The 22,536-nt window shown below is 48.0% G+C and carries 21 protein-coding genes; 10 read left to right on the forward strand and 11 right to left on the reverse strand.

The features are described from left to right. On the reverse strand, positions 1–969 hold a 969-nt coding region (locus Q8L79_RS18885), incomplete at its 3' end, for a Wzz/FepE/Etk N-terminal domain-containing protein (RefSeq protein WP_305274244.1). Positions 970–1,577: 608 nt separating this feature from the next. On the opposite strand from Q8L79_RS18885, the gene Q8L79_RS18890 reads away from it, so the two are divergent. The 5 genes from Q8L79_RS18890 (at position 1,578) to Q8L79_RS18910 (ending at position 8,466) form a co-directional block, all read left to right on the forward strand. Beyond that, a complete protein-coding gene (locus Q8L79_RS18890; protein WP_305274245.1) occupies positions 1,578–1,967 on the forward strand; it encodes a PqqD family peptide modification chaperone in 390 nt (129 codons plus the stop codon). A 732-nt stretch (positions 1,968–2,699) separates the two neighbouring features. Continuing rightward, positions 2,700–3,677 carry an AAA family ATPase gene (locus Q8L79_RS18895; protein ID WP_305274246.1) on the forward strand — a complete coding sequence of 326 codons (978 nt, stop codon included), beginning with the start codon at positions 2,700–2,702 and terminating at the stop codon, positions 3,675–3,677. A gap of 3 nt (positions 3,678–3,680) precedes the next feature. Further along, a complete protein-coding gene (locus Q8L79_RS18900; protein ID WP_305274247.1) occupies positions 3,681–5,525 on the forward strand; it encodes a hypothetical protein in 1,845 nt (614 codons plus the stop codon). Between the two features lie 110 nt (positions 5,526–5,635). Beyond that, positions 5,636–6,541: a hypothetical protein gene (locus tag Q8L79_RS18905; RefSeq protein ID WP_305274248.1), complete on the forward strand. Its 906-nt coding sequence runs from the start codon at positions 5,636–5,638 to the stop codon at positions 6,539–6,541. Next, positions 6,538–8,466 carry an asparagine synthase-related protein gene (locus Q8L79_RS18910; protein WP_305274249.1) on the forward strand — a complete coding sequence of 643 codons (1,929 nt, stop codon included), beginning with the start codon at positions 6,538–6,540 and terminating at the stop codon, positions 8,464–8,466. Before Q8L79_RS18905 ends, Q8L79_RS18910 begins: the two co-directional genes overlap by 4 nt. Before the next feature lie 46 nt (positions 8,467–8,512). Here the strand turns inward: Q8L79_RS18910 and Q8L79_RS18915 are convergent, their stop codons facing one another. From Q8L79_RS18915 to Q8L79_RS18930, 4 genes are all read right to left on the reverse strand, one after another. Next, complete coding sequence (locus tag Q8L79_RS18915) at positions 8,513–8,698, reverse strand: hypothetical protein (RefSeq protein WP_305274250.1); 186 nt, start codon at positions 8,696–8,698, stop codon at positions 8,513–8,515. Between the two features lie 26 nt (positions 8,699–8,724). Then, positions 8,725–9,564, reverse strand: coding sequence for a sulfotransferase domain-containing protein (locus Q8L79_RS18920; RefSeq protein WP_305274251.1), 840 nt, complete (start codon positions 9,562–9,564; stop codon positions 8,725–8,727). Then, positions 9,561–10,457, reverse strand: coding sequence for a hypothetical protein (locus tag Q8L79_RS18925; protein ID WP_305274252.1), 897 nt, complete (start codon positions 10,455–10,457; stop codon positions 9,561–9,563). Before Q8L79_RS18925 ends, Q8L79_RS18920 begins: the two co-directional genes overlap by 4 nt. Before the next feature lie 182 nt (positions 10,458–10,639). Beyond that, the gene (locus tag Q8L79_RS18930) at positions 10,640–10,783 is read right to left on the reverse strand and encodes a hypothetical protein (RefSeq protein WP_305274253.1); all 144 of its coding nucleotides are present in this window, start codon (positions 10,781–10,783) and stop codon (positions 10,640–10,642) included. 118 nt (positions 10,784–10,901) lie between these two features. On the opposite strand from Q8L79_RS18930, the gene Q8L79_RS18935 reads away from it, so the two are divergent. Further along, a complete protein-coding gene (locus Q8L79_RS18935; RefSeq protein ID WP_305274254.1) occupies positions 10,902–11,543 on the forward strand; it encodes a 2OG-Fe(II) oxygenase in 642 nt (213 codons plus the stop codon). 30 nt (positions 11,544–11,573) lie between these two features. Here Q8L79_RS18935 and Q8L79_RS18940 read toward each other — a convergent pair whose 3' ends face one another. Further along, positions 11,574–12,806: a nucleotidyltransferase family protein gene (locus Q8L79_RS18940; protein WP_305274255.1), complete on the reverse strand. Its 1,233-nt coding sequence runs from the start codon at positions 12,804–12,806 to the stop codon at positions 11,574–11,576. Between the two features lie 620 nt (positions 12,807–13,426). Between Q8L79_RS18940 and Q8L79_RS18945 the strand changes: the two genes are divergently transcribed. Both Q8L79_RS18945 and Q8L79_RS18950 read left to right on the forward strand, forming a co-directional pair. Beyond that, entirely contained in the window at positions 13,427–13,852 is a 426-nt protein-coding gene (locus Q8L79_RS18945) for a hypothetical protein (RefSeq protein WP_305274256.1), read from the forward strand. A gap of 35 nt (positions 13,853–13,887) precedes the next feature. Next, positions 13,888–15,711 carry an ABC-ATPase domain-containing protein gene (locus tag Q8L79_RS18950; protein ID WP_305274257.1) on the forward strand — a complete coding sequence of 608 codons (1,824 nt, stop codon included), beginning with the start codon at positions 13,888–13,890 and terminating at the stop codon, positions 15,709–15,711. A 140-nt stretch (positions 15,712–15,851) separates the two neighbouring features. Here Q8L79_RS18950 and Q8L79_RS18955 read toward each other — a convergent pair whose 3' ends face one another. After that, positions 15,852–16,871 (reverse strand): hypothetical protein, encoded by a 1,020-nt coding sequence (locus Q8L79_RS18955; RefSeq protein ID WP_305274258.1) that lies wholly within the window; start codon positions 16,869–16,871, stop codon positions 15,852–15,854. Positions 16,872–17,024: 153 nt separating this feature from the next. On the opposite strand from Q8L79_RS18955, the gene Q8L79_RS18960 reads away from it, so the two are divergent. Next, positions 17,025–17,357, forward strand: a complete 333-nt coding sequence (locus Q8L79_RS18960) for an ASCH domain-containing protein (protein ID WP_305274259.1) — start codon at positions 17,025–17,027, stop codon at positions 17,355–17,357. Between the two features lie 38 nt (positions 17,358–17,395). Here the strand turns inward: Q8L79_RS18960 and Q8L79_RS18965 are convergent, their stop codons facing one another. From Q8L79_RS18965 to Q8L79_RS18980, 4 genes are all read right to left on the reverse strand, one after another. After that, positions 17,396–18,487, reverse strand: a complete 1,092-nt coding sequence (locus Q8L79_RS18965; protein WP_305274260.1) for an acyltransferase — start codon at positions 18,485–18,487, stop codon at positions 17,396–17,398. A 165-nt stretch (positions 18,488–18,652) separates the two neighbouring features. Next, positions 18,653–19,219 carry a HupE/UreJ family protein gene (locus Q8L79_RS18970; protein ID WP_305274261.1) on the reverse strand — a complete coding sequence of 189 codons (567 nt, stop codon included), beginning with the start codon at positions 19,217–19,219 and terminating at the stop codon, positions 18,653–18,655. A 116-nt stretch (positions 19,220–19,335) separates the two neighbouring features. After that, positions 19,336–20,214, reverse strand: coding sequence for a ribose-phosphate diphosphokinase (locus Q8L79_RS18975; protein ID WP_305274262.1), 879 nt, complete (start codon positions 20,212–20,214; stop codon positions 19,336–19,338). A gap of 19 nt (positions 20,215–20,233) precedes the next feature. Next, positions 20,234–21,769, reverse strand: coding sequence for a thymidine phosphorylase family protein (locus Q8L79_RS18980; RefSeq protein ID WP_305274263.1), 1,536 nt, complete (start codon positions 21,767–21,769; stop codon positions 20,234–20,236). A gap of 189 nt (positions 21,770–21,958) precedes the next feature. On the opposite strand from Q8L79_RS18980, the gene Q8L79_RS18985 reads away from it, so the two are divergent. Beyond that, the gene (locus Q8L79_RS18985; RefSeq protein WP_305274264.1) at positions 21,959–22,531 is read left to right on the forward strand and encodes a DNA-3-methyladenine glycosylase I; all 573 of its coding nucleotides are present in this window, start codon (positions 21,959–21,961) and stop codon (positions 22,529–22,531) included. Positions 22,532–22,536: the final 5 nt, after the last annotated feature.

Below are 22,536 nucleotides of genomic sequence, written 5' to 3' on the forward strand. Positions count from 1 at the left end.
TTGTTGGCGTAAACTCGATATTAAAGACGAATTCAACACTTCGGAGACGCTGTCAATGTCACGCCCGCTTTTGGCAATGGCTTCTATTTGCTGATATTTGGCTTCAGCTTCCGCCCGCTGGGCGCGGGCGATAATTAACTGACTGTTGACTTCCGACATTTGTTGTTGTGTAAGCCCCACTTCTTTTCGCACTTCCAGCAAATCATGGGTTTTTCGGTATTGCTCCACGGCGCGCTCTGAAGATTCTACCTTTTGTTTTAATTCGCCAAGCTGGCCATATAACCAGTCAGTTGCTTTTTTAGTGGCATCAAACTTGGCTTGTAGTTGCCCGACGATATATTGATCTGCAATTGCATTGGTGATTTTAGCGGCTAATTTGGGATCTTTGAATTCAAACGCCACATTAATGACCTGTGAACGCTTGACTTGCGAGACTTTCAGTTTACCGAGAAAACTATTGGTTAATCTCGTTAATTGCGATTTTTCCTTTTCTTCAGCACTACGACTATCAATTTTTACCCATCCCATCGCTTCTTGCCAAGCTATAGGTAATAAGTTTTTGAGCCTAAATTGCGCAAAAAAACCTGGTTTTTTAGGTTTAGAATTAAACTCTTCGTATTGTTCCAAATGTAAAACATTAATGACTTTATGCGCCAGTTCACGGGATTTAAGCACTTCCATTTCCCCAATCACCTCCGTATCGCCTTTGAAGTTAGCCGTCGTCATCACTTCTTCAATATCCACTACATTGGCGGCTTTGATGCCAGTCAACAACTGTGTAGTGGCTGTATAACGAGGCACTAACTGATAAATCATCAATACCGACACGATGCTAATTGACAACGTCACGCTGATCAATAAACGCTTTCTCAACAAAAGGATGTGAAGAATATTGCTCAGTGAAAATTCTGTATTGTCATTCTTCAGCAATTCACCGAATATTAAGGATTGTTCTTTTGAATTGTTCACGGGTTTCTCGGTAGTATTTTTATGGGGGGTTTCCAGGATCTGAAAGCGTAGCCGGAACATTCTCGGTTCTGTCGCAAATATTTCCTCCAGTTCCCGATAAGAAAAGCCATGTCGGATATAGAAAAATACCGCCTAGAGAATCACATCTTTTAGAAAGCGAGTGCATTTAAAACTTATCATCATGCAATTGGAAAATTGTGTAATTTTAGCCCAGACCGGTAATCTGTGCGACAGAACCTCAAACTTTACGCCAGAACCACAATTAAGGCATAATAAAAAATTATTGAGGTCAATGACGGCCGGCGCAAAAAGGTTTTAGTTCGGCATTAAGTTTTATTTATTGCTGAGTCATTGATTTTAAATAACTTCTTAGGTAATACTCGGCTTCTCCAACTCAATTGGGTTTAAATTCAGCAAATTGCTTAATATCAAATTCACCTAAACGGGTACTGCGGCGAATCAATGTGTTATAGAAAAAAAGCCGCAACTTCAAGTTATTGTTTAAAGGATATATTTAAAAGTCAAATGAATAGCTCTGACTTGCAGAGACTACTCAACTGATGCCGACATTTTCTTTCGTGCTGAAAATAGCTTCATGGAGTAAATATTTGTCTTCTCAGCAAGTAGAGCAGATTATTGACGACCATGCTGAAGTTATGCAATGCCTTGATCATTTGAATGACCAAGGGTCAACTTTGTATAGGAGTATTGCTGTGGAAACTATCAATTTGACTGATTCAATTATGCAGCGTTCTGATCTGCTAGCTAGTCAACTTAACAACGATTTAATTATTTTACACCACGAAACCGGCAAGTACCTGCATGCCGGGCCAGTTGGTAATCGTATTTGGAAACTCATTGAGCAGCCCATTACGTTAACTGAATTACATCGCGAATTGCTTGAAATTTATAACGTAGATACCGAAACTTGTCGCATTGAACTGCTGGAATTTGTTCAACAATTACTTGAGGAACAATTAATTATACATTCACGGTAACTACTCAGCCGCGGGTCCTGCCTCAAAGCTTACCGGCCTGAGCTAAAATCGCGCATTTTCCAAGTGCACGATGATAAATTTTAAAGGCGTTCGTTTTCCAAAAGACGTCATTCTCTACCCGCAGATAGGCGTCATCCGCAATCTGTTAAACTTACGACAGAACCGGGTTTTCAGTAGGATCTGCCAACAACGCGTCCTGATAGAATTGCGCTACCGTCGGATTCAGCGATTCATACACGAACATGATTTAACCAATGTTTAACACCTTTCCTGTGCTTTGTCGCCACAATAAAATAACCTATTGATTTTATGGTGCTTTAATTAATGAAACACTTAACGTTAATTATTAAAAAAGTTTTAAAGTTAATTCTTAATAGATTTCGCTCTTTTATTGCCAACAATACAAGGTTAGCCAAAGAAAGAATTAAGATTTGCAAGGCTTGCCCGAAACAAGTTGATGGTTGGTGCAGCAAAAAACGAGGGGGATGCGGATGTTTAATCTCAGCCAAGACTAAGATATCCAGTAAATGCCCTGATAATCGTTGGTAAACTGTTATGTATATGCGCTTGCTCTGGATAATATCCCTTGTCCTTCATAAAGTTTAACCGACTGTAGATAACGCCTATCCCGGCTTGGATTGCTATGCTTGTATTATCTGGATCACCTGCCCATGCCGCAAAAAAATGGCGGTTGCATATCGCCATATGCACCAGCCTAAGCGTGTTTAGAATATGACTACCTTTCAATGTGAATTGGGAAGGGAGACAAACTTTAGCCGAAAAGTACCGGCCGGCGCGCGTTTCGACTTAGCGCTGAACTTCGATATTCCTGTATTCGATAATCCGCTGCCCTATGTACCTGAGTTAGACCCCGACTATTTTTTCGATGCCGAAACGACTACGGCATTGTTGATTGGTTTTGCACGCAACCGGCGCGTGTTGTTGCATGGATTGCATGGCGTAGGCAAATCGACCCATATTGAGCAGATAGCAGCCCGCCTGGGCTGGCCTTGTTTACGCCTGAACCTGGACAGTCAAATTTCCCGCATGGATTTGATTGGCAAGGACAGCATTCGGCTGAGTGAGGGGCTACAAATTACGGAGTTCCAGGACGGTGTGCTGCCTTGGGCGCTACAACGGCCGGTAGCGCTGATTTTGGATGAATATGATGCGGCTCGGCCTGATGTTTTGTTTGTTTTTCAACGGGTATTGGAGAACAACGGCAAACTCGTGTTGCCCGATCGCGCGAGGGTGATTCAGCCTCATTCCTGTTTTCGTTTGTTTGCGACAGCGAACACGCTGGGGATGGGCGATGCAACCGGCATCTATCATGGCACTCAGCCTTTGAATCAAGGGCAATTAGATCGCTGGAACCTGGTAGCGGAGCTGCGTTACTTAAAACCTGAGCGCGAGGTGGAATTGGTGCTGGCAAAGATGCCGGAATTAGCGGCAGTCGAGGGCCGCGCCTTGGTTGAAGCGATGGTGGTATTTGCGGGGCTGACGCGCGAGGGCTTTCAATTAGGCGATGTCGCGACCATATTGTCGCCGCGTGGCGTGATTGGTTGGGCGGAGAATTGGTTGATTCTGAGTGATCTTATTTCTTCGTTTCGGCTGAGTTTTCTCAACCGTTGTGATCCTGCTGAACGGCCGATTTTTGCAGAATACTTTCAACGTGCCTTTGGAGTTGAGTTGCCCGGACTTCGGATCTGACCGATGCGCAAGCCGAGTGCCCTTGAAGCGGGATTGGATTGGCAAGCGGCTAATATGGCGGCCGGACGGGCGATGAGTGGAGCGGCGGCCGCTAAGGAAGAAAATTGGCAAGCGGGCGAGGACGGGCTTATCCATGCCGTTGACGCCGCAATGGCTGTCTGGGAACAACGTTGGCCCGTTGAACACGGACTAGCGCTTTTGCCCCATGAAATGGACGAGCATTCCAGAATGCGTGGGCGAATTGATGCGCGGATGGCCTTGCTGCGCTTTCACGATCCATCTCGCCATCGTGTCTTGTTGGCTGCATCAGATGCAAGCGAATGCGAGTTGCTTGAACTGTTCGAGCCTTTGCGTTGCCAGCGGCTGGCGATGTCGCTGGCTGCAGGCGTGACGATCAACTTGCTTGGACTCTGGGCCGAACTGTTGGGACAAACAGCAACGGAGCGGCGGGCAAACTTAGCAAAGTTTATGTTGGCCATGCTTTCGCCGTCTCAGTGCGAAAGTCTCATTCTGCACACTTGCGCCGGCCTTGATAGCGCTTGTCTATTACCGGCTAAAGAGCTCTCCCCCTTAGCGGCAGCAGTGAACGATCAAGGCCGCTTTGCCGAACTTTTGATAGAGCTTGCGCGTACGTGCGCCGGTAGTTTGCTGTTCACATCAGCAGGCACCATCCGTGCAGTGAAAGAAAAGCCCGAGGCGGAATTTGCAGCCGATTTTCCTTCAGAACAAACCGAGTCTCAAGCCCGCATCATCCAGCCGAACATCACGCCCGGCACGGAATCCTGTCAAGATGAAGATAAGGCTGAACACAGCGATAGCGATACTTACAAACAGGACTCCTCTGGCGCTTCCCATCTTGAGTTGCAACGCGGAGCTGCGCTAGCGAAAGCCCTATCCTATTCAGAGGACTATCGCGTGTTCTGGAGTGGCGGCGACCGCATTCTTCGTCCGGAAAAGCTGGTTGCGCCACAGCGGATGGAAACGCTTTGGCGCGAGTTTGGCAAGCCCCCCCAGCCCGATAATACTGCCCGTTATGCGGCCAAGCTGAGACGCTATCTGCTTGGACTCAACCTTCACAGTATTGAACCTGAGCAGGAAGACGGCTGGCCAGACCCCAACGCGTTGTTCCGACTGATCACAAGCCCAGGTTTTGATCGAGTCTTCCAGCGTGAAAGCGAATCAGTCCATCCCCGCATCGCCTTTAGCATCTTGCTGGATTGTTCCGGCTCAATGAAAGGCAAACCGATGCACATTGCCGCCCATTGCACCGACGGGTTAATTCGAGTCCTCGAACGGGCAAATCTGACAGTGGAGCTTTTGGGCTTTACAACAGGGTCGCGCGGAGAAGGTCCGGCTTTAATGCGCTGGCAGCAGGCGGAGTCGCCGCCACAAGCCGGCAGACTCAATGAAACAGTGCATTTGTTATTCAAAAGCGAACATGAACCTTGGCGTCGTGCGCGCCATCGACTGGGCGCGCTTTTTGAACCGTCATGGCTCAAGGAAAATCTCGATGGCGAGGCGCTGGCCTGGGCGGCTTCACGGTTGTTATTGCGATCCGAACCGCGCAAAATTTTGCTCGTCATCTCCGACGGTGCGCCACTTGATCGCAATACGGCCCAAAACCATTCGGATGGCTATCTTGAAGCCCATCTTCACAATGTCATTGCCAACATCGCTAAAACCCCGATTGAACTGGCAGCGATCGGCTTAAACTATAATATCCACCGCTATTACCCCAATGCCGTACGTTTAAGTCGACTTGATGAACTTGGCCTTGTGTTATTTGAGTGGGTAGAGAGATTGATAAGAAAAAAAGCTCAAGCCCCCGGAAATCGCACCTTGCGTTAAGCATTATTATAGATTTTTTGCCGTTTTTGCGGAGGACTAAGGGATAATGCCGAGCTTTATCTGCGTTTATTTTTTCTGCACGAAACGACCGAGAGCGAGAATGCGCCCAATTGCTTAGCCTATATAATTTATTCAATTTTACGATTGCCTCTGAAATCGCTTTTCCCTGTGCGGCAACAAGTACAAGAAATCCGGATGTCTGGATTCGTTTTCAACGTTTCGACTACAACCCTTCCCTGGTCGGCGAGCGGGGTGGTCAGGGTTTGTGGGGGCGAGCCACGGCCGACACTTTTGACCTGAGGGCCAACGGCATTGCGCGATACCAGGTGCGCAACGGCTGCGAGATCCTCATCGATCCTTTCGCAGGCGCGGACGAACAAGCTATTCGCGGCCCCTTGATGGTAATCGTTTTAGCTGCGCTTTTGCAGCAGCGCGGATTTCTTGTGTTGCATGGCGGCGTGGTTGATTTCGAAGGTCAGGGCATGGCGCTATTGGGAGATTCAGGGATGGGCAAATCCAGCCTTGTTTCGTTCTTGCAACGTCAGGGTGTCGCCGCATTTTCTGACGAACTCTGCGTCGTTCATCCCGACGAACTGGGCCGGATGTGTGTCTGGCCCGTGTCTCAAGTTATAGCACTTTGCGAGGATGCCGTTTTGCGTCAAGGCATAGATCGGCATAATGCTCAACCTACACTGGATAAGTTCCGGATTTTTGCTGATCATTATGCTGAAAAACCAATCCCGTTGACCCGACTGACCGCATTGCGTAAATCTCCAGCCGGCTTATATTGGCAAATGCCTAAAGATAATGAAAAGCTGGCCATGCTACTGAGAAATACTTATCTTCGGAGTTTTCTAAACGATATAGGGCCTGAAAAAAGGATGCATCATCTACAACACTGCCTTGCCCTAATTCGGCAAGCAGAATTCCGCATTGTTTACCGGCCCTTCGAACCGGTAGATGAAGCGGATTTTATCCAGCAGATCAAGCTAAGCTTTGAAGGAGCTTCGCAATGAGTACTTTTGGGGCGTTGCTCTATTTCGATGGTCGGCCTGTTGCTCGCACCGATATTGAACGTATGTCGCAGGCACTGATTGTATCCAGAAAATATGAGCCGCGCATTAAGCTGAACGGGGCTTTTGCCATGGCCCACCAACTCAATCCCTTTACACCCGAAGATTTATTCGAACGCCAGCCTTACACCGATCCGAGTGGACGTTATTGGCTGCTTGCAGACGCTCGACTGGACAACCGCGATGAATTGCTGAAGGAGTTTGGAATCGCCGCCGCTACAGCTTCATCGGTAGCCGACGGTAGCTTGGTGATGGAAGCGTTTTGCCGGTGGGGCCATGATTCACCTCAAAAACTCCAGGGCGATTTTGCTTTCCTGGTATGGGATTGCTTGGAAAAGAGCCTGTTTTGCGCCTGCGACCCGATGGGTTCGCGGACCTTGCTGTTTTACTGGAAACCGCCATTTTTAGCGGTGTCTACGCTATTGAGGGGATTGCACGCCTTGCCGCAGATACCTAGAACCGCAGACCGGACTGCGCTGATTGATTATTTGGCATTACGCCCACTGGCTATTGGTCATACTTTATTTGAAGGTATTGAAAGGGTTCCGGCCGGCTATACTTTTTTTGCCACTGCCGGGCGACGCCAGCTTAAACGCTACTGGTTTTTGGAGGGCAGAAAGGAGATCCGCCTTCCCAATGATGAGGCTTATCGCGAAGCCTTTATGGAACTGTTCACCAAGGCCGTGCATTCCAGACTGCGTGCGATTGGGCCGGTGGGCATATCGATGAGCGGCGGCCTGGATTCCGCTTCGGTGGGTGCGCTTGCGGCAACTGAGCTGGCTAAGAAGAACCAAAAACTTACCGCTTTCACGCTGGTTCACCGGCGAAGTTTCGATCCGAATATTCGCACGGAACGGATCGATCCGGAATATGCATTTGTCGAGGCGATGAAAGCCAGGTATGCGAATCTTGAGGCGGTTTATCTGACGGGAAAGGATCAGCGCTTGCTGGATGAACTGGACGCCGATTTTGAAGCGGCCGGCATAATGCCCCACAGCGTGCTTTTTCAACGTCGGCATCGTACGCTTTTTCCGGAAGTTCAGTCTCGCGGAATTCGCGTTTTACTGAACGGCTATAACGGCAACGCCACCCTGTCTTACTCCGGCCTCGATTCTATTTTCCCTTTGTTTGTCAAAGGCCGTTGGCTGAGCGCTTTTGAAGGCATTCGAGCGCTACAGCCGCTTCATCGAAACTCATTCAGACAGCTGTTCTTTAGACTGTTGCTCAGCCCTTTTTATCCGCAGACGCTTGACTTACTGATCAATGCTTTCTTTCCTGACAAACGGGCCCATGTTCGCCAAACCTACGGGATAAAACCGGAATATTACTACGGCGCTAAGAGCCCGGCTTTCAAGGATGCCTTGGGCTACTTTAAAAATATTACCATGCGCATGAATCCAAATTTTGCACGGGAGCGCATGTTCATTGACGGTATTCAGAACAATGTGGCCGACTTATGGCCTGCGACGCGAGCTTCCTGGCAAATCGATGAGCGGGACCCTGCCTCAGACCAAAGATTGGTCGAGTTTTGCTTGTCCATACCGATGGAACAGTTTTTGCGCAAGGGGGCAAATCGATTCTTATTGCGCAATGCGATGAAACCGTACCTGCCTGAACAGATCCTCAACCGCGCATCCTTTGGGCTGCGCGAACCTGATTTAGTTGAGCGCGTTGACGAGGTCAGGGAAGGCATGCACTTGAGGTTTCAACGCATCAAAGCGGCGAATCGTCTGGATTTTCTGGATTATGAGCAGCTGCAGACCATGCTTGATGCGCCGGCCAAACAAGGTTGCGACGCGGCGCGATATGCCATGAGGGCGATTACGATGGGTGAGTTTGCAGCATGGCTGGCGGGCTCTAATGACTGAAATCGTTTCGCGGGTATGGTCTTAATAACAAAATACGGCTCAAAAACTAGCAGGTTCCGCAGTCTTCCGGCCCAAAGCTGGATTGTTTGGTACAGGGGCTATCTACCGTTCCGCAAGCAGGGGTGTTTTTAGTGGCCTCAGATATGAAAACAGCTTCAAGCTTGGGTGTTTGCCACGTAGCTTTATTTTCAGCATCCATTTTCAGTTCCGGAGAAATTGTAGAAGTTGTCATTGAAAGTTACCTAATTTTTCAGAGGGTTACAGATAGCCGAACTGCGCCATGATCTGTCCATGATTCGCGATGATGCTCGCCACTTGCGAGCGCGAGAGCATAGCGTACCCCATTCCGTTTTGTCCAGATCTAAAAAATTTTTTAGATCTGGACGGTTTTTCCTTAAACGAGTTTAGAGACTCCTGTTTTTGGAGCTCTTCAAACGAAGAATTCTTTATGGCTTGACGGATCTCAAGCTCACTCTTGTTTACCCCCAAATGCGCCGCTACTCGGGAGAAAGCCTCATAGGGATTGTTTTTCATGTCTTCATAGCGCAAAAACAACACAGGAAATCCCTCGACTGAGAGCCAGCTTTCGACGTTTAGACTCCAACTGAGAATTTTTTGGCGGGCCTGCCAAAATGGCTGGTCTGTGTCGGAACAAAGACAACTCGCCGCGTCCGCCATCTCGGCAATGATGCGGTCGTAATCGGAATAACCTCGGTGATGGGCATAGGAAATGCAAACGTCCAGGGGATTACGAATCAGGTAAATGGCCGCTTTAGTCGCTTCATCCGGAAAAAACGCTTCTCCGCTGCCGGTAAAACTGTAAGCGCAGTGGGTTTTGAAGTACTTGACGTTTTCCCATTGCGAATCGATATACGTATATATTTCCGGCCTTAGTCTATCGATCTCGTCATGGCTCAACAACGAAACATCCCAACCGCACTCATGATCAAAAAGATCCAGCGAACAACTCATAAAACTTGAGCGAAGATTATTGATGTCACAGGGCTCGTCTGTTGCGAAAAATAAATTTTCAAGGAATATCCGCAGCCATGTATTTCCTGATTTTGGATAGGAAGCCAGCCAAACGATGGATTTCATAGCGCCAGGTTCGTTCTGACAAAATGGAAAAAAGCATCCTCGGACGTTACCGTTAAATGCCTTTGCGCAATATAAAAACGTGATTGCTGAATTAATGCCGTGGATTGTAAAAAGTGCGCATCTTTTAATGCCATGCCAATCAGAAAACGGTGCCGATAGGTATTTCCGAGTACAAGGGTTATAGCCTCTTTCACATCGACAGTCTTCCATAATAAGTCCCCGTGATAATCTTTCAGTTCAACCACCTGGGTCAAGGGAACCGGAGATAAGCTCTTGGCGTGGGTGGGAACAAGGTATTTTCTTATACTTGGGCGTATCGGGCGCAGCTTTGTTACATCGCCCCCTTGTTGAATGAGGGTATTTTCCCAAAGTGATAGGGCTGGCAGAACGGGCCATGCCATCATGCGCCCGGAACTGTCTTGTTTAATAGCACAAAGCTCATCGGAAAAAAGTGACGCCCCGATGCGCTGAAATGCTGCTGCGAGTGTTGATTTACCGGCTCTTGAACAACCCACCAGTGCGATCCCTTCACCATCTACATTGAATACGCCGCCATTTAGCACCAGAAAGCGGCGTTGCAGTAACAGCACTCCCAAGACCGATGACTGTAAAAAGGCGACAATCGAATCTTCATCCGCGTGCGGAAAGGGTTCAATCCATATTTCCTTGCCGCCACGTATTAAATAACGAGCTACTCCGTCGACGCAAATCAAAAGCTCGTTTGGCTTGGCATGGAAGCGGAATCCGCGTTCGCCGCCTTCACCTAAATCTGTTGGCAGATTTCGATAGCGAATTTCGACTTCAGGCTCCCTCGATGCAGGAAAACTAACTGGCCAAGCGATTTCTGAAGCGATGGTGAAGTCGCAACAATCAAAATAGTGCATTGAGGACATGGGCATCAATCTAATAGAATGTTAACTCAAATTTCGGAGTTCATTTTTAAACAAAAACAGCAACTTCTCATTACCTTAAATAATATTATAAATCAATAGCCTTCACCGATAAAAAGCGCATATCAATGAATCTCCATGTCGCTAACTCATTGAAAAATAATTTACCTGTGCCTAATGAGAAGTTAGGAAGCCATCTCAACAAAACCGATCAAGCCTGCCAACATCAGCAGAAAATTAACAGCCGCCAATATCCGGCATAGTTTGCACAGCTGGGAACCCATTAGCGTTGGTAGCTTGCTTGAAGAAGGCTGTAGCAGCGTCTTCATCACTAGGTCCGGAAACTATGAATCAATGGCGTCTCCAGATTTATCGCCAGCCCTCATGACGCCCTATCTACATTCGGTTAAACTTTGCGACAGAACCCTCAAAAATCCGAATATATCCATGACTCTCAAAGAACCAATCAATGCGTTTGACCGTACCCCTCCTTACTGCATCGTACACAATTTTCTGGGGGGCGATTTGATCGAGCGTTTGCTGACGCATGCGAAAACACACGAGAGCGAATTTACTTCGGCAAAAGTCAGCGATCATCAATTACATACGGAAATGCGTGTTTCACGTGTATTACGGAATTTAGGCGAGTTGAGCACGGAAATAGATGCGAAGTTCAAAGCGGTAATATCACAGGCCATTCTTGATCTCGGCTTATTTCCTTTCGAACTGGCTCGCTGTGAAATTGAGCTGGTGGCGCATGAAGACGGTGCTTTCTTCAAGCGCCATATTGATACGAAAACCGGCATGCATGATCAAAAATCCCAGCGGGTAATGACCGGAGTGCTTTATTTTTACTCAGCTCCTAAAGGTTTTAGTGGCGGACAGCTTAGATTGTATCCTTTATCTCCTTCGGCAGTGAGTTTCGTCGATATAGAACCGGAGTGCGATCGACTTGTTTTGTTTCCGGCTTGGGTTCCCCATGAGGTTATGCCAATATCTTGCCCATCCGGTTCATTCGGACAATCCCGTTTTGCCATAAATTGTTGGTATCGGCGTCCAATCCTCACCGTATCGTCTGTTGATGGCTAAAGGGTATGCTCACTGCGAATTTAAGGCCTATTATTGACCGGCATTCCCCGTTTTTAGCTTGCGCACTTGCCGGATTTGGACTTGCCGTATGCTCCATAATACCGGGCGTAGCGGAAAATAGAGCAGTTGCAGCCAGGATGGGAGTTTGAGCAGTCGATAGTCGTCGACATTCGGGTAAAACATCATGGCACAATACCACCCTAGGACTTTTATTTTACGGGCGGTTAGAATACGGTTTATCCATTGCTGCAATTTTAATCGAACGGGGAGATGTTCCATCCACTGTTCAGGACCTTGCTGAAGGGTGTAAATACTCTGCCATTGGGATAGATTGATGCTGTACATGAACCCGCGTTTAATCTCCCGACTCAGGTCTATGCGGCAATATTTTTGAGCCAGTAACAGCCCCTGCTGTAGCGCCAGCCCTGCACCGAGTTGGTGAGCGCGTTGCCACAACTTCGGCCAGTCCAAGTCGTGCGTAGCCAATATATTGGGCAGATCGAAAAGCCATTTCAAGCGCCCCCATCCATGCTTGGCGCCGTGCAGACACAGGTAAATCATCAGGTCTTCATTAGCTAAACCGGGAATGCCTATATTTGACTTTTTCGAGACCGACAAAGCTGGCCAATCATCCATCGGGAATTCAAATGGGTTATGGGTGGCCCGCCAATGCAACTCCATATGCGGAAATCCTTTCCTGATCAAGAGACAGTGGTTTTGGTTTCGGAGCAAAATATTTCTAGTTTCAGTAAACAAAATTTCAGGTTCATCAATATTCCATCCTAGCTCCTTCAGTTTCGTTAGGGCTGCATCGAGTTGTTCGGGATTAACCAGGATATCTATATCGCCTATACCACGAGCGGCCAGATCGCCATAAGCCCGTGCAGCAACATCGAGCCCTTTCATTACAAGCAAATTCAGGCCCGGACCGGCAAGCATCAATTCATGTATTGCCAGCAAGGCTTGTGATGCACGCTGTATATTGCGTTTGTGCCTCATGGCCAGCTTGTCCAGCAACTCGTTCGGAAATGTGCCGACCGGATGACTGCGTAAATTGCAGTACAGCAACGATGAAACATCGTGTCTGTATGCATACGCCAGGACTTTACCGCTATCCAGTTCGGTAGCGGCCAACTGCTGCTGACGCAAATAATGCGCCTCGGTGGGCTTGGGACGGCAGCAGGTCAGTACCAGTTCGAATTCCGGGCCTTCCTCAACCGGGTTTAGCGGGCATTCAAGGAGACGATGGCATTTTCTTGTCATGGGCAGGATTCAGAGTCACTCAGATGATTTCACAGCAGTATAGCATGGAGAAATAGGCGAAATAATCAATGAGGATTGCCGGCAATTTTCGCCGTAAATCAAATGAAGCGGGTCTCCTATCGAGCATATCCGATCAGTAGCTGTTGCAGGTTGATATTTGCTACGTTTATGATGTTAGTGCAGTACTTGGCAAAGTTATACTGCGATCCCAAATGGGGAAACCACGGTAGCCAATGATTCCTGAAATATTCCCAAATTCCCTTGTCATTATCTTGACCCAAAAACTCGCCTACGGTTTCCATCGCAATCGCCTCACTATCCGTCAACTTGGGCTCAAAACCTCGGCGTCGGAGTGGAACATCGACCTCTTGAGGATAAATATCCGCTACACAACACTAAACATAAGTGATAAAGTCTTTTATGAGCATGACACAGCTCCCGCTATCGTATGTTTTACGGCAGACGAGGTTGTCATGCCAACTTCCTTCATTTAGAAGGTTGAGCATCGCGCATATAAAAACAAAGTCGTGTTATTTTATTTAGAATACTTTTAAATCAAACTGTTATATTCAAATTTCTTTTACAAAATAACTACCGGGTGAACTTAACCGTTTTAATTTATGGGAAAAATATCAGATAATCCCGGAGCAGACCGGCCAAAAGTTTGTATTACTGAGCGCAGTCTGCTGGTGGCTCACGGTCAAAGTAAAAAATTGGCTGATATGCGCAAAAGGCTGCAACCTGAGTTACCGGTTGATGTCGCGCCATTGCCGGGCAAGCAGTTGTTAACCTTCTTGAAACCGGAAGTCGCTACGGAGCTGATCAAAGCAAGCACGCTTATTGATGATCGCATTAATGAAATAATGCGCAGTTTTCCTGAGGGCAAGAGAAACAGGCTGTTTGGTCTTAGGTTCGGTTCTGTCGATGCCGTAAAAGCCATGAGCATAAAAACTGCTTTTAAAACATTAGGCATTGATGACAAGTTGGTAAAAATGAAGTCGGTTGCTGAAATGGACTTTTACGGAAACGAGGTGACAGGAAGCTAATTTCTTCGTTTTTTAACGGCAAGGCGGGTGGGGATGTGAATAGATTACAACCATTACTGACTTCTATCGCCGACCAGTCTTTTCAGAACATCCACAAATTACGCGGTTCTTATTGTTTCCCCCGATTTCATCTCAGCTTGATCAAAATGCAGGGTAGCCCCGGCGCTAACCCTGCTTCGATTGCCTCGATAAAAATAGCGTTATCCGACAGTAAAATCCCTCAGGAATTTTTCCAGACCGCCGAATGCAGACTGGCGGTGGCCGATTTTTTAATTCGGCGCTTTCGTCACGGCATTGATCGCTTCGCTCAGCAAAACCGCGGCAAAGACGGCAGCGGCTCTTTTAACACCATCGCCTTGAGTCAGAAAATGCTGATCCGGGATAGCGTTTTGTTGGCTGACGATGCCGTTTATTTGCGCTTTATGATCAGCCTTCCGGCTAAAGGGCAAGGCGGTGTTTTTGATGCCGAACAGGCTTGGATCATGTTCGATCAGGAACTGACGGCAATTGTTGAGGCTACATTTTTTTATCGACACTACGACGAGCAATCCAGAACGCGGCTCCAGCAGTTTGTGGATGTGCAAAAAATACGCGCCGAGATCATTGAGTTTATGCGACAACATGATCTGGTTGTTTTTCTTGCCAATGATGCCAGACTGCCACGGCATAGCGGCGTCGATGACCGGCCGTCTATGTCCGAATCAGTTAAAACGTTTCAATCCCCTGCATCGTTACACGTAGAAATTCCCTTATCGGATGGCCGCAACATAACCGGTATGGGCATTAAAGAAGGCATCACCTGCATTACCGGCGGCGGCTATCATGGCAAATCGACCTTGATGCAGGCGATTTTAGCCGGGGTTTACGCGCATATTCCGGGAGACGGACGGGAATATGCGGTAACTCGTGAGGATGCTTTTTTTATCCGGGCTGAAGAGGGACGCAGCATTCGGGATGTCGACATCAGCGCTTTTATCGGCGACCTGCCGAGCGGCCTTAAAACCGATTGCTTTTCATCCGATAACGCCAGCGGCAGCACCTCGCAAGCGGCCAATATTGTCGAAGCCATTGAGAGCGGCAGTCGCTTGCTGCTGTTTGATGAAGATACCTGCGCAACCAATTTCCTGGTGCGCGATGAGCTGATCAAAAAAATCCTAGATGCGACGCAAGAGCCAATCAAGCCGCTTTATTCAATGGTGCGCTCGCTGTGGAAAAAACATCATGTCTCGATGATTTTTGTGGTCGGCGGCCTGGGTTATTTTTTACAGAAAGCCGACACCTGCCTGTTGATGGACAATTACCGTTGCGATGATATTACCGCCAAAGTGCGTGACAGGCTTGGACCGATAGCGGAGGAGGATACGCAGCTCCCCGATTTTTCTGCATCGCGCCGTCTGGCAACCGATAATTTCGATCCTGTTTATATCAATCAGCGTTTGAACAAGACGCTTTCAAAACGCATAAAAGATTTGCGCAACGCACCTAAGCAGCTGGAATACGGCATGGACCTAATCAACCTGGATGCGGTGGCGCAAATTGCGGAAGCGCCGCAGGTTCTAACCATCGGCTATTGCCTGTTGGCACTACGAACTCAACTAAAACAATCGGGCGATAAACCTGAAACTATCCGTTTCTGGATAGACCGGTTGGAGGGAGAAATAAGCAAACACGGGTTAGCCGTCTTGAAGCCTGATTATGCGGGCACTCTTTCCATGCCGCGCAAATATGAGCTGGCTGCCGCCATCAACAGGATCAGGTCGTTAAGGATTTTCAGGAATGATGCAGTCGAGTGTCATCCAGATCAGGATGATTGCAATACCAATCAAAAAAAAGACCACCCCAGAGAGAACAGGGGGTAGACCCCGGGCGGTCTTTGTAAGAGAGATAATATGACAAACATGACATCCTGCCATTCTTGTCATTTATAGATTAACAAAATATACGGACTGAGTTTATTCGTATAAACACTTATATTGACGTTCTCTGCGGCGGCTCTTTTTCATACGCTCAAATTAATTTGCTGAAGGGTCCCGGTTTTGCCGTCTTCAGTTAAATAAACGCCGGTATCGGTAATTTCTCCCAACGACCGGTTATCGGCGGTGCGTAATTGAAAGGGTGTGGTGGCGTGCCCCAGATAAATAGCGCCGATGTTTTTATCGCCCAATGCAATAAGCTGCTGACTGCCGTCCTCATGTCGCTGCCAGATTCTTAAACGGTTATAGATCGGGTCGGCTTCGTCAATAAAACCATTGTTGTCGCTGTCATATTTGGCCAGCTCTGGAAATCCGTTGCCGGAATTCGGGCCAAACAGTTCAGAGCCATTGTTGATAACGCCGTCCTGATTTTTATCCAGCGCCAGAAAACCGCTGCCCGGTTTTAATATGGTGATTTGCTCAGTCGTGCCGTTGGCATCGATATCGAACTCAAAGCGTGTTTGTGACAATTCCGTCGCAGTGCCGTCAAAGTTGATAACGAGAGGATCGATTTTCTTTTCCGGATCGCCGGCCGTGAGGGAAAAATTTGTCTCCATACGGAACTCTCGGCTCATATTCAATTTAACTGAAAACTCGATGCTTTGTCCTGCTTGTGTTTTGATCGAACCAACAGCCGAAAAGCTGACACGTTCAGATTCCTGATAGACAGCATGGTGTTCGTAAATAAGGCCAGAACCCGCAGAGGGCGGCTGACTGACAGGCCGCGTTGTTGTTATCTCAACATTTACGGCACCGGTAGCGGCAGCCAATTCACTCGGAGAAAACAGTTTTAGCTCGTAACCGGTTATTGCTTTAACCATGTGTTTTACAACGAGCAACTTAATGCTTTGGCTGGCGTCAAGCGTTTCGCCAAGATCCAACGATTGTTTTTCGATTTTAAGTGTTTGAGCCGAATTGCTTAAGCTGAACGTATCCGCCAGCTGTTCTTTTTGAGTGTTCCAGAACCGTAGCGACTCGGATTCTTGAGAGCTTTTTAAAAATTGATGTCTGCTGTTTAATTGAATGGCTGAACTTTTTATGATCATTAGCATTGCCCCCTAAGATAAAATTTGTTCACATGCCGTTATCGGCTGACAGCGAAATTAGTTTAGATGACACAAAAAATGGCTCTCGGCAGCAACTACAGGACGGGATTGCTTGGTGTACAATAGATCTTTTTATTAGATTTAGGATCAACAATGGAAGCTTACCCAGACAAAACCTGTTCGATAGACCGCCTGGTCACGCATGCGAAATTGGTAGAAGCGACAAAAGCGGGAATGAAAACGCAGCAACGTCGTGATGGCGTATACGGCTGGCCCGGCGAAACTTTCGACCTGGACGGGATGACTTTTGTGGTTACCGATTTAAAACGTCAGCGCTTAGGCGACATGACCGATGCCGATGCCAAGGCCGAAGGCTATCCCAGCCTTGATATGTACCGGGATATTATCTTGAAAATGCATGCAGGGATGACCTGGGAAGCCGACAGTCTGGTGTGGGTGCATAGCTTTGCGGCCCAAGCGGAATAGTTAAGCGCATAAAACCCTCGGCCTTTCCGGGCGAGGGTTTAATGTTGTCGATCTTGTTTATAGCCGGCTAACGATGCGGCGACAGCAGCTGCCTTCAAGTCATTGGACATCACCGTGGCCATTTTTTGAAACGGCAACTCAAGATACCGATACGAGATCATTGCGAACGCAAAAACAACAGCAATATAAAAGAAGGTTAGCCAACCGACGTAATTCCCCGTTACCAATTCCTGCCACAAATACACCGTATAAGAAATTTTCCCTAAATAGCATAACTGTCTGTTTTTAAAAACAAGGGCAATCGCTTTAATCTGTGTGGGCGTACCCAGCACCATGAACAGAATCAGCACAGGGTAACAAACCACCTTAACCTGTTTTTCAATTCCAACCGGCGTATAGCCGATACCAATCAGCAACAGCGCAATAACGATTAGCCAAACGGCAACGTGCATCCGGCGAATACGGCTGATGATCTTTTCGGGTAACAGCGCACCGCAACAACCGGTCAGTAGAAAAATAAAATACATCGAATATTCGCCAATAAACAGATGCCCCGTCCTGATCAATAACACCGAAGCGATAGTCAGAATGCCTATTGCAATCCCAAAACGCAAACTGTTATTGATCAGCGCTGCAAACAGCATCAGCAACGGAAAAATCAGGTAGAACTGCTCCTCGTAAGCCAGCGTCCAGGTATGTCCTGCAAACCACGAACAACCGTCAGGAAACGGCATATTGCATAAAAACGAGGCTGAGGTGAGCGCTTGTTGTAGCGATATTTCAATAATGTCCGTTGCATCAAGCAGCAAAAGACAGGATAGATACAGCCAAAGTGGCGGAATAATTCGATAAAAACGGCGCACATAAAATGCGGGTAAACAAATCGTGCCGGTTCTGCTTTTTTCTGCAACAAGACCGGAACAAATCACAAAACCGCTGATCACAAAAAAGACCAAAACCCCCAGTTCACCCAGCCTGTCGAGTTGATCTAAATAAGGTGCCAAGAGCGTTACCTTTAAACCGCTATAGACAAAAATATGCGACTGAATGACCATGACAACGGCCAGAAACCGCCAGACATCAATATAATCGATTCTTACCGGGGCAGCTTCTTTATTGGTGTTACACAATGTTACTTATCCTATTTTAGGAAATGGCGGGGCATACAAGTAGCCCCGTTTTATGCGGTGTCGGTTTTTCGACTGTATTTGGAAAAATAGCTTTTATCGGATTGGCTATTTTAAAGGATTCTTTATTGAGTGGAATTTAGCGGAGTTCTATCTTGTTATAACTGACTAACCGGCGGCTAAATAATACAAGCCGCTGCTTAAGCAGACCAATGAAAACAGAGAGTTCATACGCTTGCCAGTGCTCAGCCCAATGAGGCATCCGCCAAGGCAAATGACCAGACTCATCAACATTAACGACGAGAAATACAATACGGCGCTGGAATCGGCCGGAATTTCTGCAGCGTGCGCATAGCCGTGGAATATGGCGAAAAACGATACGCCCAGAAAGAGCATTTTAGAGCGTTGTTTTTGACTGATAGTGACCAGCAAACCAAACACTACCAACGATAAGGCGATTAATGATTCAACAAACGGAATTTGCACGGCTACAGCGTTTAGCAAAGCGCCGGCAGCCATCAATGCCAGAAAAACAGCAGGGAATGCAAGCACCGCTTTGCCGCCCTGTTTGGCCGCAATCAAGCCGACCGCCAGCAATACCAGCAAATGATCGATTCCGGTTAAAGGATGCAGTAAGCCGCTCATCAAGCTGTGTTCGATATGTGCTCCGGTATGTGCATAGAGCGAGGGCGATACGAGAAATAAGGCGGCAATCAGCCAGTTTTTAATGCGCATAAATGAGTCCTGTTAAAATTGTTAAATCGGGGTGAATAATGTTCGGCAAGTTTGCAGTCTATCGTTGCTGTAAAAAAGATCTCAGTCTATTAACTGGCCTTAGGTCTGTCAACGCTTTATCGAGTAATGGCCCTAATCGCATCCACCAGCAAAGCGTCGAGCTTGATGCAGGAACTCGGATGGTCGATGCTGTCGGTACTCCAAATAGTTTTGACGCCGGACTTAAGGATATGGGCATAAGCATCGCCGCAAAACAGGGCATGAGTGACGACCGCGTAGATGTCTTTGCTGCCCGCGGCTTGCAGCAGTCCGGCCGCTTTAGCAATTGTCCTGCCGGTGCTGGCCATATCGTCGATGATGATCACCGATTTGCTGCAAAAATCGCCATCCGGCAAAGTCATTTCGACCTGTTTGTCGCCGAGCCTGTTTTTTTGGGCAATGGCGTAATCAAAACCGATGTTTTCGGCGATAGCGGCAACCCATTGTTTCGATTCGCTGTCCGGCCCTAACAGCAGCGCATGCTTGAATTGTCGTTTTAGAAAAACCCCGATTTCATCAGCGGCGGTAAGGCTGATCGCGTTTTTAATCGGAATCGCTTGAGTTAATGACGAGATACGGTGCAAATGCGGGTCTACGGTTAGTACATCGTCAAACAGCTCTGCAAGCAGTTTGCCGACGATGCGCTGGCTCACCGCCTCGCCGGGCTGGTTGGCGATGTCCTGGCGCATGTAGCTTAAATAAGGCGTAACCAGCGTGAGGCGCTTGGCGCCTAATTCCCGCGCGGTGGTGGCGCACAGCAATAGTTCGATCAATTTATCGTTGGGTTGATTAAGGCTGCGGCAAACAATAACGTGCTCAGGCAATGACGGCGGCAAGCGGATCAAGCTTTCGCCGTCAGGAAAATGATGCAAAACCACCTCCGCCAGCGGTACGTCAAGCCGTGCCGCCAGACGTTGTGCCTGGCTTAAGTAATCGGGAAAGGCAAGTATCATCATGGGCTGAAATTATTGCGGGTTAAAAGGCAATTAACGATTTGATAATTTGCTCTTCGGTGCCTATCGTATAGCCGCTGTTTTGAATCGCCGCCTCCTGAGCGAATTTAAAATCAGTCGGAAACTCGGCATAAATGCAATATAAAGCCTCGCCTTTTTCTACCGGACTGCCCACTTTTTTGAATAAATCGACACCCGCTTTTTTTATCTTCGGCGCACCGGCAAGCCGGGCTATTTTTGCCATTTGAAAGTTGTCGATGCTGGTGACTATTCCGGCACTATCGGCAAGAACCTCATGACAAAGACTGCCGGGATGCAGGTCGATTATTTTGGCACCTTGCGCCTGAATCAATGCATTCATTTTAGCTCCGGCCCGGCCCGATTCGAGTATGTCGCGGGCAATGGCATAGCCTTGGCCGCCGCGTACATCGGGATCGAACTCAATGATTCTACCGGCCAACTGCAAAGACTTCTGGCGTAAATCGAAAGGCGCCTCAGGATCGTTTTGCAGCACTTGCATAATATCCCGGGCTTCCAGTACCGGGCCTATACCCCGCCCTACCGGTTGGCGGCCGTCGGTAATCATCACTTCCAGATGAATGTTGAGCCGGTCGCCGACAAACTCAAACAGTTTGCGCAAGGCCAACGCCTGATTCATGTGTCGCACCTTGGCGGTGGGGCCGACCGGAATATCGATAATCAAATGCGTGGAACCGGCGGCCAGTTTTTTGGACAGAATCGACGCCACCATTTGTCCTTGCGAATCGATACCCAGCGGGCGTTCAACAGAAATCAGCATGTCATCGACCGGCGCGAGTTTGGCGGTCCCGCCCCAAGCCAGACAACCGCGCTCCTGACGCACGATATCGTGCAGTTGATCCGGCGTCAGATTAACCTCGGCCAATACTTCCATGGTGTCGGCCGTACCCGCAGGCGAGGTGATTGCGCGACTGGAGGTTTTCGGTATCAACATGCCGTGCGCGGCCACAATAGGCACGACCAACATCGACGTGCGATTACCGGGGATGCCGCCGATACAATGCTTATCGGCGACCAGCGATTCATGCCAGTTCATGGTATCGCCGGATTGCAACATGGCGCGGGTAAGAAAAAACAGCTCATCGCGATCAAGATTGTTTTGCCCGGTCGCAACCAGAAATGCAGCCATTTCCATTTTTGAATAGCGCGCTTCAACGATATCATTGGTTATACTGTTAAAATCGTCCTGACTGAGACGTTCGCCGTTGATTTTGCGACGCACCGCATCCATAGACTTTGGCGCTTCCGCATGATTGACCGTGACCAGACTGCCTTCGGCGACATTCAGCTGTTGGAATGCCTGTTCGGACAGGCCCAACTCGCCCGGCTGAACGATGGAACTATCATCAACCACGTTAAGGACTGCGAGCACCTTGGACCCGTTGGCGCTAACCAGGATTTTAGACAGTGCCTGAAAACCCTCAGCCCGGTAAATGCCGCACTCGCGGTGCATATAAGCGACGTTTTCATGATAGGTATCGATAGCGATACGACGGATTTGCAGGTTGTCATTACTCATGGAATAAAATGGCTGGTAGATAAACTGGATCGATGATGCGGTTTGAGGTGAACATTGTCAACCCGTCAAGCATCAACTTGAGAATGGAGTGCAGGCTTTGCCTGCGAATAATGCAACGCGTTGTTTATGGCCTGCACTCCTGTTATACGTCAAACAGTAATTAAGAATATTTTTAAGCCGGGAGTACCAATGAAAAAATGCACATGGGCGCTGTCCAGCCCCTCTGAAGAACAATATCACGATCTTGAATGGGGTGTGCCGGTGCATGATGACCGGCTGCTGTTTGAGTTTCTTATTCTTGAAGGCGCACAGGCAGGTTTAAGCTGGTCAACTATTTTGAACAAACGCGACGGCTACCGCTTAGCTTTCGATAATTTTGATGCTGACAGGATTGCAGGTTACGATGATAAAAAAATCAATGCACTGTTGGCTAATCCGGATATAGTAAGAAATAAACTGAAGGTCAATGCGGCGGTCATCAATGCCCAGGCTTTTTTGAAATTTCAGCAGGCTTTTGGCGGTTTTGATGACTATATCTGGCAATTTGTCGAGGGTAAACCGCTGCACAATGCCTGGAAAAGCCACGCCGATATTCCGGCTTCCACGCCAACCTCCGAGTTGATGAGCAAGGATCTTAAAAAGCGCGGCTTCAAGTTTGTCGGCAGCACCATTTGTTATGCTTACATGCAAGCGACCGGCATGGTCAACGATCACACCATCGATTGTTACCGTCATGCCGAAATTAAAACCAAGTATTCATAAGGAGA

Source organism: Methylobacter sp. (genome assembly GCF_030680395.1).
GTDB lineage: Bacteria > Pseudomonadota > Gammaproteobacteria > Methylococcales > Methylomonadaceae > Methylobacter_A.

Coding starts and splice junctions, on each gene's coding strand:
- Q8L79_RS18955 (WP_305274258.1), bottom strand. CDS start 16,871: ATGATCATAAAAAGTTCAGCCATTCAATTAAACAGCAGACATCAATTT.
- Q8L79_RS18985 (WP_305274264.1), top strand. CDS start 21,959: ATGAAAAAATGCACATGGGCGCTGTCCAGCCCCTCTGAAGAACAATAT.
- Q8L79_RS18940 (WP_305274255.1), bottom strand. CDS start 12,806: ATGACAAGAAAATGCCATCGTCTCCTTGAATGCCCGCTAAACCCGGTT.
- Q8L79_RS18945 (WP_305274256.1), top strand. CDS start 13,427: ATGGGAAAAATATCAGATAATCCCGGAGCAGACCGGCCAAAAGTTTGT.
- Q8L79_RS18920 (WP_305274251.1), bottom strand. CDS start 9,564: ATGAAATCCATCGTTTGGCTGGCTTCCTATCCAAAATCAGGAAATACA.
- Q8L79_RS18960 (WP_305274259.1), top strand. CDS start 17,025: ATGGAAGCTTACCCAGACAAAACCTGTTCGATAGACCGCCTGGTCACG.
- Q8L79_RS18980 (WP_305274263.1), bottom strand. CDS start 21,769: ATGAGTAATGACAACCTGCAAATCCGTCGTATCGCTATCGATACCTAT.
- Q8L79_RS18925 (WP_305274252.1), bottom strand. CDS start 10,457: ATGTCCTCAATGCACTATTTTGATTGTTGCGACTTCACCATCGCTTCA.
- Q8L79_RS18935 (WP_305274254.1), top strand. CDS start 10,902: ATGACTCTCAAAGAACCAATCAATGCGTTTGACCGTACCCCTCCTTAC.
- Q8L79_RS18975 (WP_305274262.1), bottom strand. CDS start 20,214: ATGATGATACTTGCCTTTCCCGATTACTTAAGCCAGGCACAACGTCTG.
- Q8L79_RS18910 (WP_305274249.1), top strand. CDS start 6,538: ATGAGTACTTTTGGGGCGTTGCTCTATTTCGATGGTCGGCCTGTTGCT.
- Q8L79_RS18895 (WP_305274246.1), top strand. CDS start 2,700: ATGACTACCTTTCAATGTGAATTGGGAAGGGAGACAAACTTTAGCCGA.
- Q8L79_RS18970 (WP_305274261.1), bottom strand. CDS start 19,219: ATGCGCATTAAAAACTGGCTGATTGCCGCCTTATTTCTCGTATCGCCC.
- Q8L79_RS18930 (WP_305274253.1), bottom strand. CDS start 10,783: ATGAAGACGCTGCTACAGCCTTCTTCAAGCAAGCTACCAACGCTAATG.
- Q8L79_RS18900 (WP_305274247.1), top strand. CDS start 3,681: ATGCGCAAGCCGAGTGCCCTTGAAGCGGGATTGGATTGGCAAGCGGCT.
- Q8L79_RS18915 (WP_305274250.1), bottom strand. CDS start 8,698: ATGACAACTTCTACAATTTCTCCGGAACTGAAAATGGATGCTGAAAAT.